Origin of the sequence: Bacillus sp. ISL-55 (assembly GCF_018613155.1) — a bacterium.
Taxonomy (GTDB): domain Bacteria; phylum Bacillota; class Bacilli; order Bacillales; family Cytobacillaceae; genus Mesobacillus.
Genome location: NZ_JAGGQU010000034.1, coordinates 29,525 through 43,906, shown reverse-complemented (window position 1 = coordinate 43,906; position 14,382 = coordinate 29,525). Strand labels below are relative to the sequence as shown.

Genomic DNA, 14,382 nt, shown 5'->3' with positions numbered 1-14,382 from the left:
CCTGCCGAGGTCATACGATAGAGCAACAATTTTACTATTGTATACTTCCTCCGTGTCTGTCTTGATGCGGAGGTTTTTATTTGATCGGTATAAATGCAAAAATCTACAGGAGGTGTAAGGATGAGCAATATCATCGAAGTGAAAAAGCAAATCGTTGACGAGATTGCTGGCAAACTAAAAGAAAGCAAATCAACAATCGTTGTTGATTACCGCGGACTTACAGTTTCTGAAGTAACAGAACTTCGTAAAGAGCTTCGTGAAGCTGGCGTAGAATTCAAAGTTTACAAAAACTCTATGACACGCCGTGCTGCTGAAGCTGCTGAACTTGCTGACTTAAACACATCTTTAACTGGTCCTAACGCAATCGCGTTCAGTACTGAAGATGTAGTAGCACCAGCGAAGATTCTTAACGAATTCGCTAAAAAGCACGAAGCGCTTGAAATCAAGGCGGGTGTAGTTGAAGGCAACATCGTTACAGTAGAAGAAATCAAGGCACTTGCAGACCTACCGTCTCGCGAAGGTCTACTTTCTATGCTACTCAGCGTACTTCAAGCTCCAATCCGCAATCTTGCTCTTGCTGCAAAAGCTGTTGCAGAACAGAAAGAAGAGCAAGGCGCGTAAGTTAAAAATAATTACCGTTTAACAATAAAAAACTAACCTATTAGGAGGAAACAAATCATGACTCAAGAACAAATCATTGAAGCAGTTAAAAATATGACTGTTTTAGAACTTAACGATCTAGTAAAAGCAATCGAAGAAGAATTCGGCGTAACTGCTGCTGCACCAGTTGCTATGATGGGTGGAGCTGCTGGAGCTGCTGCTGAAGAACAAACTGAATTTGACGTAGTACTTGCATCTGCTGGCGACCAGAAGATCAAGGTTATCAAAGTTGTTCGTGAAATCACAGGTCTTGGTCTTAAAGAAGCGAAGGAAGTTGTTGACAACGCTCCTAAAGCTCTTAAAGAAGGCGTTTCTAAAGAAGAAGCTGAAGAAATCAAAGCTAAGCTTGAAGAAGTTGGAGCTAACGTCGAAGTTAAGTAATCAACCTTACAATAAAAAGCTCGCTGCTAAAGCGGGCTTTTTTTTCGCTTTATCAGTTTCTGATTTTGCTTTTTAATTTCAAAAAGCTTATAATACCGCAGTAGCAATGCAATCCGCGATCGCATTCTTCAAATGAGTCCCCGTGGAGGTGAGAGATTTTGTCTGAACATTATTACTCCCGCAAACCCAGTACCGAAAGCAATCCTGCGAAATGGCAAAGTGAATTGAAGGGGAATAGCTTCCGCTTTAAGACTGACAATGGAGTTTTTTCGAAAAAGGAAGTCGATTTTGGGTCAAGGTTATTGATCGACACTTTCGATTTGAATAAAGCTGATGGATTGATTCTTGATGTCGGCTGCGGCTATGGACCGATCGGCCTTTCGCTAGCGAAGGCTTATCCAGAATCAATGGTCCACATGGTGGATGTCAATGAAAGAGCGATTATGCTTGCTGAGCAAAATGCGTCCGAAAATAAAGTGGCCAACGTGAAAATCTATGAAAGTGACCGGCTGACTGGAGTGGAGGAAAAGGGATTCGATGCAATTCTAACGAACCCGCCGATCCGTGCCGGAAAAAAGGTTGTGCATGATATTTTTGAACAAAGTTTTCTGCATTTAGCTGAAGGTGGAGAGCTTTGGGTGGTCATCCAAAAAAAACAGGGTGCGCCATCTGCAATGGAAAAAATGAAAGAGTTGTTTGGTGAAGTAGACATTGCGGCAAAAAGTAAAGGATACTTTATTCTCAAATCTGTTAAATGTTGACGTGAGAAAACCGCTATGTTAATATTATAAAATGCCAATATATTAGTTTTCTTTTCAATTGCTATTTTCATCGAAAGTTGTATAATTTTGGGCATAAAGGGAAAACTAACAAAATAATTGTTCGTTGCAGGAAATGTGGTTTTTAGGTAAAAACCCTTTTTCTTTTTGTCTTTTGAAATGGAGGAAACTTCATGGACAAGACAGGGATAGATGAATAATAACGCTTGATTTGAGGGGTGAATCAGTTGACAGGTCAACTAGTTCAGTATGGACGACACCGCCAACGTAGAAGTTATGCTCGCATCAGTGAAGTTTTGGAATTGCCGAATTTGATTGAAATTCAAACCTCTTCCTATCAATGGTTTCTTGATGAGGGCCTCCGTGAAATGTTCCAGGACATTTCACCGATTGAAGACTTTACTGGTAACTTATCGTTAGAGTTTATCGATTACAGTCTTGGCGAACCGAAATATCCAGTGGAAGAATCAAAAGAAAGAGACGTCACTTACTCTGCACCATTGCGAGTAAAGGTCCGCCTTGTAAATAAGGAAACAGGTGAAGTTAAGGACCAGGATGTCTTCATGGGCGATTTCCCGCTTATGACAGAAACTGGCACGTTTGTAATTAACGGTGCTGAGAGGGTTATCGTTTCCCAGTTAGTGCGTTCACCAAGTGTGTACTACAGCGGAAAACTTGATAAGAACGGGAAGAAAGGGTTCACTGCGACCGTTATTCCTAACCGTGGCGCCTGGTTAGAGTATGAAACAGATGCCAAGGATGTTGTATATGTAAGGATCGATCGTACGAGGAAACTCCCTGTTACGGTTCTTTTGCGTGCATTAGGGTTCGGTTCTGATCAAGAAATCATTGATCTGATCGGTGATAACGAATATATCCGTAATACTCTTGAAAAAGACAATACGGAAAGTACGGAAAAAGCGCTCCTTGAAATTTACGAGCGTCTCCGTCCAGGCGAACCGCCTACAGTTGACAACGCAAAAAGCCTGCTGGTATCAAGATTCTTTGATCCAAAGCGCTATGACCTTGCAAATGTAGGGCGTTATAAAATCAACAAAAAGCTTCATATTAAGAACCGTCTATTCGGGCAAAAGCTTGCAGAAACATTAGTCGATCCTGAAACAGGAGAAATCATTGCCGAGAAGGGTGTCACTTTAGACCGCCGTACACTCGATAAGATTATACCTGCGCTGGAGAAGAATGTTGGCTTCAAGGATTTCAGCCCATATGGCGGCGTGGTGGAAGAGAACGTAACGCTCCAAAGCATTAAAATTTACTCTCCGAACGATGTTGAGGGCGAGAAGGAAATTAATGTTCTAGGAAACGCTTATGTCCCTGAACCGATTAAAAATATCACACCTGCTGATATCATTTCATCCATCAGCTACTTCTTTAACTTGCTGCACGGTGTTGGCGACACGGATGACATCGACCATTTAGGAAACAGACGCCTTCGTTCTGTAGGTGAACTGTTGCAAAACCAATTCCGTATTGGTTTGTCCAGAATGGAGCGTGTAGTCCGTGAGAGGATGTCCATCCAGGACACTAATACGATTACACCGCAGCAATTAATCAATATCCGCCCGGTAATTGCGTCCATAAAAGAGTTCTTTGGAAGCTCCCAGCTTTCACAGTTCATGGACCAGACGAATCCGCTGGCTGAATTGACACATAAAAGGCGTCTTTCTGCATTGGGACCTGGTGGTCTTACACGTGAGCGCGCTGGTTTCGAAGTGCGTGACGTTCACTATTCCCACTACGGACGTATGTGTCCGATTGAAACGCCGGAAGGTCCAAACATCGGTTTGATCAACTCACTTTCAAGTTTCGCCAAGGTTAACCGCTTCGGATTCATCGAGACTCCGTACCGTCGCGTTGACCCGGAAACAGGTAAAGTGACAAGACATTTCGATTACTTAACAGCTGATGAAGAAGATAACTATGTAGTGGCACAGGCGAATGCTCGGCTTGCTGATGATGGTTCTTTCATTGATGATGAAGTAATAGCGCGTTTCCGCGGTGAAAACACTGTTGTTAAGCGTGACCGCGTCGATTATATGGACGTATCACCTAAACAGGTTGTTTCCGCAGCGACTGCGTGTATCCCGTTCTTAGAAAACGATGACTCCAACCGAGCGCTGATGGGTGCGAACATGCAACGACAGGCTGTTCCGTTATTGCAGCCGGAAGCACCAATCGTAGGTACGGGAATGGAGCACGTGAATGCAAAGGATTCCGGTGCTGCAGTAATCTGTAAGCATGAAGGAATTGTCGAACATGTTGAAGCACGTCAAGTATGGGTTCGCCGTGTTACTGAAGTAGATGGTCAGGAAGTTAAGGGTGACCTTGATAAATACCGCATGCTTAAGTTCATTCGTTCCAATCAAGGTACTTGCTATAACCAGCGCCCGATCGTAAGCCTTGGTGACCGTGTGGTGAAGGGTGAAATCCTTGCTGACGGACCGTCAATGGAAAAAGGTGAACTGGCACTAGGACGTAACGTCCTTGTCGGCTTCATGACTTGGAATGGTTATAACTACGAGGATGCGATCATCATGAGTGAGCGCCTCGTTAAGGATGATGTTTATACATCTATCCATATAGAAGAATATGAATCAGAGTCCCGCGATACGAAACTTGGACCTGAAGAAATCACACGCGATATCCCGAACGTCGGGGAAGATGCCTTGAGAAACCTAGACGAGCGCGGAATCATCCGTGTCGGTGCTGAAGTGAAAGATGGAGATCTTCTAGTAGGTAAGGTAACGCCTAAAGGGGTTACTGAATTGACTGCGGAAGAACGTCTCCTTCATGCGATCTTCGGTGAAAAAGCAAGGGAAGTCCGTGATACTTCATTGCGTGTTCCACACGGCGGCGGCGGAATCGTCCTTGACGTCAAAGTGTTCAACCGTGAAGATGGCGACGAACTTCCTCCTGGCGTTAACCAGCTTGTCCGTGCTTACATCGTTCAGAAGCGTAAGATTTCTGAAGGTGACAAAATGGCAGGACGCCACGGTAACAAAGGGGTTATCTCTAAAATCCTTCCGGAAGAGGATATGCCTTTCCTGCCGGACGGAACACCAGTCGATATCATGCTTAACCCACTAGGGGTACCATCACGTATGAATATCGGTCAGGTTCTTGAGCTTCACCTTGGTATGGCAGCACGCTACCTTGGAATTCACGTTGCTTCACCGGTTTTCGATGGCGCTCGTGAGGAAGACGTATGGTCAACGATCCAGGAAGCGGGTATGGCCCGTGATGCGAAAACAGTCCTATACGATGGACGTACAGGTGAACCATTCGATAACCGTGTATCTGTCGGTGTCATGTATATGATCAAGCTTGCTCACATGGTAGACGATAAGCTACATGCTCGTTCTACTGGACCATACTCACTTGTTACGCAGCAGCCACTCGGCGGTAAAGCCCAGTTCGGCGGACAGCGTTTCGGGGAGATGGAGGTTTGGGCGCTTGAAGCATACGGCGCTGCTTACACATTGCAGGAAATCTTAACTGTCAAGTCCGATGATGTTGTTGGACGTGTCAAAACATATGAAGCAATTGTAAAAGGTGAAAACGTACCAGAACCAGGCGTTCCTGAATCATTCAAAGTACTGATGAAAGAATTGCAAAGTCTTGGTATGGACGTCAAGATCCTATCAGGCGATGAAAAAGAGATCGAAATGCGCGATTTTGATGATGAAGAAGAATTGCAGCATGCAGAATCATTGACAATTGCTCCTGAAACAGAGGAAATGAGTTCTGAAAAGGTAGGAATGAAAGAATAGGTCCATCTAATTGGCACACGTGAACAAACAGTTGAATAACAGTATTGTCCACGTGTGTTTCTTTTTGGAAGACCATAAGGGTAAAACCCTAGATTAAAAGGGAGGTAGGCCCCTTGCTAGATGTTAATAATTTTGAGTACATGAAAATTGGCCTCGCTTCACCCGACAAGATCCGTTCTTGGTCTTTCGGTGAGGTTAAAAAGCCGGAAACAATCAACTATCGTACTTTAAAGCCAGAAAAAGACGGCTTATTCTGTGAACGTATCTTCGGACCGACGAAGGACTGGGAATGTCACTGCGGAAAGTACAAAAGAGTCCGCTATAAAGGCGTAGTCTGTGACCGATGCGGTGTTGAAGTAACACGTGCAAAAGTCCGTCGTGAAAGAATGGGACACATCGAGCTTGCTGCTCCTGTTTCTCACATTTGGTATTTCAAAGGAATTCCTAGTCGCATGGGACTAGTCCTTGATATGTCTCCGCGCGCGCTCGAAGAAGTTATTTACTTTGCTTCGTATGTAGTAACGGAAACTGGCGACACTGCTCTTGAAAAGAAGCAATTGTTGTCAGAGAAAGAATACCGTGCTTACCGCGAAAAATACGGCAACAAGTTCCAGGCTGCAATGGGAGCTGAAGCCATTAAAAAGCTGCTTTCAGATATCGATCTTGATAAAGAAGCAGATATGCTCAAAGAAGAATTAAGAACAGCACAAGGCCAGCGTCGTACTCGTGCGATCAAGCGCCTCGAAGTAGTGGAAGCATTCCGTGGTTCAGGGAATGAGCCGTCTTGGATGATCCTTGATGTGCTCCCTGTTATCCCGCCGGAGCTTCGCCCGATGGTACAGCTTGACGGTGGACGTTTCGCAACCTCCGACCTGAATGACCTGTACCGACGTGTAATCAACCGTAACAACCGCCTTAAGCGTCTTCTAGACCTTGGTGCTCCTAGCATCATCGTCCAGAACGAAAAGCGTATGCTGCAGGAAGCTGTTGATGCTTTGATCGATAACGGCCGCCGCGGTCGTCCGGTAACTGGACCAGGTAACCGTCCATTGAAGTCCCTTTCTCATATGCTGAAGGGTAAGCAAGGCCGTTTCCGTCAAAACCTTCTTGGTAAGCGTGTTGACTACTCAGGCCGTTCGGTTATCGTCGTAGGTCCTAACCTTCAAATGTACCAGTGCGGTCTGCCTAAAGAAATGGCACTTGAGCTGTTCAAGCCATTCGTAATGAAAGAATTAGTGCAAAAAGGTTTAGCGCACAACATTAAGTCTGCTAAACGTAAAATTGAGCGCGTTAGCCCTGATGTTTGGGATGTGCTTGAAGATGTAATCAAGGAGCACCCAGTATTGCTGAACCGTGCCCCGACACTTCACAGACTTGGAATTCAGGCGTTCGAGCCAACATTGGTCGAAGGACGCGCAATCCGTCTTCACCCGCTCGTATGTACAGCTTACAACGCTGACTTCGATGGTGACCAGATGGCGGTTCACGTTCCACTTTCTGCTGAAGCACAGGCAGAAGCGCGCCTATTGATGCTTGCTGCTCAGAACATCCTGAACCCTAAAGATGGAAAGCCGGTTGTTACTCCTTCACAGGATATGGTTTTAGGTAACTATTACCTGACTCTGGAAAGAGAAGATGCTGTTGGTGAAGGCATGGTCTTTAAAGATGCGAACGAAGCATTGATTGCATACCAGAATGGCTATGTACACCTTCATACTCGTGTTGCTGTTGCCGCATCATCACTTGGCAACCAGACATTCACTGAAGAACAAAATGGCCAGCTATTGATCACGACAGTTGGAAAGCTGATTTTCAATGAAATCCTTCCAGCGTCATTCCCTTACATCAATGAGCCATCGAAGCAAAACCTTGAGGAGAAAACTCCAGAAAAGTATTTTGTGGAAAAAGGCGCAGACGTGAAGGCAGTCATCAAGTCTATGCCATTGGTGGATCCGTTCAAGAAGAAAATTCTTGGAAACATCATTGCTGAAGTATTCAAGAAGTTCAAAATCACTGAAACATCAAAAATGCTTGACCGTATGAAGGGACTTGGCTTCACATACTCTACTAAAGCGGGTATTACGGTTGGTGTGGCTGATATCGTGGTTCTTAAAGAGAAGCAGGAAATCATTTCAGATGGACAAACAAAGGTAGATAATGTTCTTAAGCAGTTCAGACGCGGTTTGATTACCGAGGATGAGCGTTATGATCGCGTAATTTCTATCTGGAGCCAGGCGAAGGATAATATCCAGGCTAAGCTGATGAAATCACTGGATAATTCAAACCCTATCTTCATGATGAGTGACTCCGGTGCCCGTGGTAACGCGTCCAACTTCACGCAGCTTGCTGGTATGCGTGGTCTGATGGCCAACCCGGCTGGACGAATCATCGAGTTGCCGATCAAGTCAAGTTTCCGTGAAGGCCTGACAGTATTGGAGTACTTCATCTCCACTCACGGTGCTCGTAAAGGTCTTGCCGATACAGCACTTAAGACTGCTGACTCAGGTTACTTGACTCGCCGTCTTGTAGACGTAGCGCAGGATGTCATTGTGCGCGAAGACGATTGCGGAACAGATAGAGGCTTATTTATCAAGTCGCTTAAAGATGGTACTGAAGTAATCGAACCTCTAGATGAGCGTTTAATTGGCCGTTATGCAAGAAAGGCAATCAAGCATCCTGAAACAAAGGCTGTGATTGTACCTGAAAACGGATTGATTACAGAAGACTTGTCTGTTGAAGTAGTCGAAGCAGGGATTGAAGAAGTATGGATTCGCTCTGCATTCACATGTAATACACGCCACGGGGTGTGTAAGAAGTGTTACGGACGCAACCTTGCGACTGGCCAGGAAGTTGAAGTTGGCGAAGCAGTCGGTATCATTGCTGCCCAGTCAATCGGTGAGCCAGGTACACAGCTTACAATGCGTACATTCCATACGGGCGGCGTTGCAGGAGACGATATCACACAAGGTCTTCCGCGTATCCAGGAATTGTTCGAAGCACGTAATCCTAAAGGGCAAGCAGTCATCTCTGAATTGGAAGGTGTCGTAGTCGGCATCAACGAAGGAAAAGATCGTCAGCAGGAAATCGTCATTCAAGGTGAAATCGAAAGCCGCACATACAATGCGCCATATACAGCACGCCTGAAGGTTGCTATAAATGACCATGTAGAACGCGGTCAGGAACTCACAGAAGGTTCGATTGACCCTAAGGAACTTTTAAGAGTCAAAGATGTTCAATCCGTGCAGGAATACTTATTGAAAGAAGTTCAAAAGGTATACCGTATGCAGGGTGTTGAAATCGGCGACAAGCACGTAGAAGTAATGGTGCGCCAGATGATGCGCAAAATCAGGGTGATCGACGCCGGTGAAACAGATGTACTGCCAGGCACATTGCTTGAAATCCATCAGTTCACTGACGCTAACCGCAAAGCACTTCTTGAAGGCAAAATGCCAGCAACAGGACGTCCAGTACTGCTTGGTATCACAAAAGCATCACTTGAGACGGATTCATTCCTGTCTGCAGCATCCTTCCAGGAAACAACACGAGTGCTTACAGATGCTGCAATCAAAGGCAAGCGCGATGAGCTTCTCGGCTTGAAGGAAAATGTTATCATCGGTAAACTCGTTCCTGCAGGAACAGGCATGCAGCGCTACAGAAGAGCTGAGCCAATCTCAATGGAAGAAGAAAATGCCGAAGATGCAATCACTGTAGAGTAAAGAAATAAATAGCGCGGCGCTCTCTGCCACGGCAGAAAGTGCCGCCTTTTTAAAGAAAAAAAGAGTTTCTCTATGAATAAAGTTACATTCTTAGCGAAAAAAGTTTTTCAATGCTGTTGACATCCCTGGCGCTAGGTGTTAATATTTCAAAGGTGCTCCTATTTACCGGTTACTTTGGAGGATATCATGTCTTATGAAAAAGTAGCTCATGCTAAAAAGATTATAGTAGGATCAAAGCAAACAGTGAAAGCACTGAAGGCTGGCGAAGTAATTGAACTGGTCATTGCGACGGACGCTGATATGAAAGTAACAGCAAATCTATTGCAGACTGCCAGGGAAATGAACACCGCCATCACCTATGTCGACTCCATGAAAAAGTTGGGTAAGGCATGCGGTATTGCCGTAGGAGCTTCAGCTGTAGCGATAACCAAGTAAAAACTGTTTTTGCAGTGGACTGCAAGAACTTTGTTTTTTGTAAAAAAATGAACCACCTGGATGTGTGGGCTTACACAAAATGTGAAGGGAGGAAAAAGATCATGCCTACAATTAACCAATTAGTGCGCAAGCCACGTAGCTCAAAGGAGGAGAAGTCAAAATCTCCTGCGCTAAATAAAGGTTACAACAGCTTTAAGAAAGCACAAACTAACGTTTCATCTCCACAAAAGCGTGGTGTATGTACTCGTGTTGGTACTATGACTCCGAAGAAGCCGAACTCAGCGTTGCGTAAATACGCTCGTGTACGTTTGACTAACGGAATCGAGGTAACAGCTTATATCCCAGGAATCGGGCACAACCTTCAAGAACACAGTGTTGTTCTTATCCGCGGAGGACGTGTAAAAGACTTACCGGGTGTACGTTACCATATCGTTCGTGGTGCTCTTGATACTGCTGGTGTAAACAACCGTATGCAGGGCCGTTCTAAGTACGGTACTAAGAGACCAAAAGCAGCTAAGAAATAATAAACTAAAAACTATCAACCCTTTTTGAAAGGAGGAAATTACATGCCACGTAAAGGTCCAGTTGCAAAGAGAGACGTATTGCCGGATCCGATTTATAACTCAAAGCTTATCACTCGCTTGATTAACAAGATGATGATCGATGGCAAGAGAGGTAAATCACAAAAGATCCTTTATTCAGCTTTTGATATCATTCGTGAGCGTTCAGGCAAAGAGCCAATCGAAGTATTCGATGCAGCTCTTAAGAACATCATGCCTGTTCTAGAAGTAAAAGCACGCCGTGTAGGTGGAGCTAACTACCAAGTACCAGTTGAGGTGCGCGCAGACCGCCGTACAACTCTTGGTCTTCGCTGGTTGGTTAACTACTCACGTCTTCGTGGGGAAAAGACAATGGAAGAGCGTCTTGCTAACGAAATTCTTGACGCTGCTAACAACACTGGTGCTGCTGTTAAGAAGCGCGAAGATACACACAAAATGGCGGAAGCAAACAAAGCATTCGCTCACTATCGTTGGTAAAATTACCTTCAACCTAAAAACATTCATACTAGGAAGGAGAAAGACCAAATGGCAAGAGAGTTCTCCTTAGAAAAAACTCGTAATATTGGGATCATGGCTCATATTGATGCTGGTAAAACAACAACAACTGAGCGTGTTCTTTATTATACTGGCCGTATTCACAAAATCGGCGAAACACACGAAGGTGCTTCTCAAATGGACTGGATGGAGCAGGAACAAGAGCGTGGAATCACGATCACTTCTGCTGCAACAACAGCTTCTTGGAAAGAACACCGCGTAAACATCATCGATACACCAGGACACGTAGACTTCACTGTTGAAGTTGAACGTTCACTACGTGTACTTGATGGTGCAGTAGCAGTACTTGACGCACAGTCAGGTGTTGAGCCTCAAACAGAAACAGTTTGGCGCCAGGCTACAACTTATGGAGTTCCACGTGTAGTATTCGTTAACAAAATGGATAAGCTAGGTGCGGACTTCCTATACTCTGTATCAACAATTCATGATCGTCTCCAAGCTAACGCTCACCCGATCCAACTTCCGATCGGTGCTGAAGATGAGTTTGAAGCAATCATTGACTTAGTTGAAATGAGAGCAATCTTCTATGGTAATGACCTTGGAACAGAAATCACTGTTGGGGAAATTCCAGAAGAATATATGGCACAAGCTGAAGAATACCGTGAAAAGCTAGTTGAAGCGGTAGCTGAGCTTGACGAAGAGTTAATGGAAAAATACCTTGGCGGAGAAGAGCTGACAGTCGAAGAGATCAAAGCTGCAATCCGTAAAGGTACTACAAATGTTGAGTTTTACCCAGTTATCTGTGGTTCAGCGTTCAAAAACAAAGGTGTTCAGCTAATGCTTGACGCTGTTATCGACTACCTTCCATCTCCTCTTGATGTACCTGCGATCCAGGGCCATCTTCCGGACACAGAAGATGTAGTTGAGCGTCACTCTGATGACAGCGAGCCATTCTCAGCACTTGCGTTCAAAGTTATGACTGACCCTTATGTTGGTAAATTAACATTCTTCCGCGTTTACTCTGGTACTCTTGATTCTGGTTCTTATGTCCAGAACTCTACCAAAGGAAAGCGTGAGCGTATCGGACGTATCCTTCAGATGCACGCGAACAGCCGTCAGGAAATCTCAACGGTTTACGCTGGCGACATCGCTGCAGCTGTTGGTTTGAAAGATACAACTACTGGTGACACTCTATGTGATGAAAAGTCTCTAGTTATCTTAGAGTCCATGCAGTTCCCAGAGCCTGTAATCCAGTTATCAGTTGAGCCTAAGTCAAAAGCTGACCAGGACAAGATGACAACTGCATTGCAAAAGCTTCAAGAAGAAGATCCTACATTCCGCGCACACACTGACCAGGAAACTGGACAGGTTATCATCGCTGGAATGGGTGAACTTCACCTTGACATCATCGTTGACCGCATGAAGCGCGAATTTAAAGTGGAAGCTAACGTAGGTGCGCCTCAGGTTGCATACCGTGAAACTTTCCGCGAATCAGCATCTGTTGAAGGTAAATTCGCACGTCAGTCAGGTGGACGTGGTCAATTCGGACACGTTTGGATCGAGTTCTCTCCAAACGAAGAAGGAAAAGGTTTTGAATTCGAGAACGGTATCGTCGGTGGTGTAGTTCCACGTGAATACATCCCAGCGGTTCAAGCTGGTCTAGAAGATGCTCTAGATCGCGGAGTTCTTGCAGGATATCCACTTGTAGACATCAAGGCAAGACTGTTTGACGGTTCTTACCACGATGTTGACTCCTCTGAAATGGCGTTTAAAATCGCTGCTTCAATGGCACTTAAGAATGCTGCTTCCAAGTGTAAGCCAGTTATCCTTGAGCCTGTCATGAGGGTAGAAGTTGTTATTCCTGAAGAATACCTTGGAGATATCATGGGTATGATTACTGCACGTCGCGGACGCGTCGAAGGTATGGATGCTCGTGGTAACGCTCAAGTTGTTCGTGCGATGGTTCCACTTTCAGAAATGTTCGGTTATGCAACTGCCCTTCGTTCAAGCACGCAAGGACGCGGTGTGTTCTCAATGCACTTCGACCACTACGAAGAAGTTCCTAAATCTGTTTCTGAAGAAATCATCAAAAAAAATAAAGGTGAATAATTGATTTTCACCTATTAATCAAGTATAACTACTAATGTAAGCATAACGCTGTGGAATAGGGGTTCCTGTTCCATAGCACATTAAAATATACTTAATTTTCATATATTAAAGGAGGATTTTTCTAATGGGAAAAGCTAAATTCGATCGTTCTAAGCCACACGTTAACATCGGTACAATTGGTCACGTTGACCATGGTAAAACAACTCTAACTGCTGCTATCACTACTGTACTTTCAAAAGTAGGCGGCGGTGAAGCACGCGGATATGACCAAATCGACGCTGCTCCAGAAGAGCGCGAGCGCGGAATCACAATCTCAACTGCACACGTTGAGTACGAAACTGCAACTCGTCACTATGCACACGTTGACTGCCCAGGCCACGCTGACTATGTTAAGAACATGATCACTGGTGCTGCACAAATGGACGGCGGTATCCTTGTAGTTTCTGCTGCTGACGGCCCAATGCCACAAACTCGTGAGCACATCCTTCTTTCTCGTCAGGTAGGCGTACCTTACCTTGTTGTATTCATGAACAAGTGTGACATGGTTGACGACGAAGAACTTCTTGAATTAGTAGAAATGGAAGTACGTGACCTTCTTTCTGAGTACGACTTCCCTGGCGATGACATCCCAGTTATCAAAGGTTCTGCTCTTAAAGCTCTTGAAGGAGAGCCAGAATGGGAAGAAAAAATCAACGAGCTTATGGCTGCAGTTGACGAGTACATCCCAACACCAACACGTGACACTGAAAAGCCATTCATGATGCCTGTTGAGGACGTATTCTCAATCACTGGCCGTGGAACAGTTGCTACAGGTCGTGTTGAGCGTGGACAAGTTAAAGTCGGTGACGTAATCGAAATCATCGGTATGACTGAAGAGCCAAAATCAACTACTGTAACAGGTGTTGAAATGTTCCGTAAGCTTCTTGACTATGCTGAAGCTGGAGACAACATCGGTGCACTTCTTCGTGGGGTAGCTCGTGAAGATATCCAACGTGGTCAAGTACTTGCTAAGCCAGGTTCTGTTAAGCCACACACAAAGTTCACTGCTGAAGTATACGTTCTTTCAAAAGAAGAAGGTGGACGTCACACTCCATTCTTCACAAACTACCGTCCACAGTTCTACTTCCGTACAACTGATGTAACTGGTATTTGTAACCTTCCTGAAGGCGTAGAAATGGTTATGCCTGGCGACAACATCGAGATGACTGTTGAACTAATCGCTCCAATCGCTATCGAAGAAGGAACTAAGTTCTCTATTCGTGAAGGCGGCCGTACTGTAGGCGCTGGCGTTGTAGCTTCAATTCAAGAGTAATTTTTATAAAAACAATGAAAGCAGCTGGATGACGATCCAGCTGCTTTTTTATTTACGCTCTTTTCTTAAACTTTATAGCTATTGAATACAATTTAGAATTTCAAGACCTTTATTTTTCGTAAAGTTGATTCTTTCTATGAGAGA

The 14,382-nt window shown here is 44.8% G+C and carries 10 protein-coding genes and 1 other annotated feature (1 of these 11 running past the window's edge); all 10 genes read left to right on the top strand.

Going from position 1 to position 14,382, the window contains the following annotated elements; all coding sequences use genetic code 11:
* Nucleotides 1-88 (top strand) — a sequence feature (ribosomal protein L10 leader region); it begins 49 nt to the left of the window's first position.
* Nucleotides 89-120: 32 nt separating this feature from the next.
* The 10 genes from rplJ to tuf all read left to right on the top strand — a co-directional run bounded on the left by rplJ (nt 121) and on the right by tuf (nt 14,238).
* Nucleotides 121-621, top strand: coding sequence for a 50S ribosomal protein L10 (gene rplJ / locus J7E32_RS16365; RefSeq protein WP_041966534.1), 501 nt, complete (start codon nt 121-123; stop codon nt 619-621).
* Between the two features lie 57 nt (nt 622-678).
* Entirely contained in the window at nt 679-1,041 is a 363-nt protein-coding gene (gene rplL / locus J7E32_RS16360; protein ID WP_041966533.1) for a 50S ribosomal protein L7/L12, read from the top strand.
* Nucleotides 1,042-1,199: 158 nt separating this feature from the next.
* Entirely contained in the window at nt 1,200-1,802 is a 603-nt protein-coding gene (locus tag J7E32_RS16355; RefSeq protein WP_214909346.1) for a class I SAM-dependent methyltransferase, read from the top strand.
* A gap of 245 nt (nt 1,803-2,047) precedes the next feature.
* On the top strand, nt 2,048-5,611 hold the full coding sequence (gene rpoB, locus J7E32_RS16350; RefSeq protein WP_214909344.1) for a DNA-directed RNA polymerase subunit beta: 3,564 nt from the start codon (nt 2,048-2,050) through the stop codon (nt 5,609-5,611).
* 113 nt (nt 5,612-5,724) lie between these two features.
* The gene (gene rpoC / locus J7E32_RS16345; protein ID WP_214909342.1) at nt 5,725-9,327 is read left to right on the top strand and encodes a DNA-directed RNA polymerase subunit beta'; all 3,603 of its coding nucleotides are present in this window, start codon (nt 5,725-5,727) and stop codon (nt 9,325-9,327) included.
* A gap of 186 nt (nt 9,328-9,513) precedes the next feature.
* Nucleotides 9,514-9,762 (top strand): 50S ribosomal protein L7ae-like protein, encoded by a 249-nt coding sequence (locus J7E32_RS16340; RefSeq protein ID WP_214909340.1) that lies wholly within the window; start codon nt 9,514-9,516, stop codon nt 9,760-9,762.
* A gap of 101 nt (nt 9,763-9,863) precedes the next feature.
* Entirely contained in the window at nt 9,864-10,286 is a 423-nt protein-coding gene (rpsL, locus tag J7E32_RS16335) for a 30S ribosomal protein S12 (RefSeq protein WP_023626436.1), read from the top strand.
* A gap of 42 nt (nt 10,287-10,328) precedes the next feature.
* Complete coding sequence (gene rpsG, locus J7E32_RS16330; RefSeq protein WP_214909338.1) at nt 10,329-10,799, top strand: 30S ribosomal protein S7; 471 nt, start codon at nt 10,329-10,331, stop codon at nt 10,797-10,799.
* A gap of 48 nt (nt 10,800-10,847) precedes the next feature.
* Nucleotides 10,848-12,926: an elongation factor G gene (gene fusA, locus J7E32_RS16325; RefSeq protein WP_214909331.1), complete on the top strand. Its 2,079-nt coding sequence runs from the start codon at nt 10,848-10,850 to the stop codon at nt 12,924-12,926.
* 124 nt (nt 12,927-13,050) lie between these two features.
* Nucleotides 13,051-14,238 (top strand): elongation factor Tu, encoded by a 1,188-nt coding sequence (gene tuf, locus J7E32_RS16320; protein ID WP_214909324.1) that lies wholly within the window; start codon nt 13,051-13,053, stop codon nt 14,236-14,238.
* Nucleotides 14,239-14,382: the final 144 nt, after the last annotated feature.

Coding starts and splice junctions, on each gene's coding strand:
- rplL (WP_041966533.1), top strand. CDS start 679: ATGACTCAAGAACAAATCATTGAAGCAGTTAAAAATATGACTGTTTTA.
- rplJ (WP_041966534.1), top strand. CDS start 121: ATGAGCAATATCATCGAAGTGAAAAAGCAAATCGTTGACGAGATTGCT.
- rpsG (WP_214909338.1), top strand. CDS start 10,329: ATGCCACGTAAAGGTCCAGTTGCAAAGAGAGACGTATTGCCGGATCCG.
- J7E32_RS16340 (WP_214909340.1), top strand. CDS start 9,514: ATGTCTTATGAAAAAGTAGCTCATGCTAAAAAGATTATAGTAGGATCA.
- rpsL (WP_023626436.1), top strand. CDS start 9,864: ATGCCTACAATTAACCAATTAGTGCGCAAGCCACGTAGCTCAAAGGAG.
- fusA (WP_214909331.1), top strand. CDS start 10,848: ATGGCAAGAGAGTTCTCCTTAGAAAAAACTCGTAATATTGGGATCATG.
- tuf (WP_214909324.1), top strand. CDS start 13,051: ATGGGAAAAGCTAAATTCGATCGTTCTAAGCCACACGTTAACATCGGT.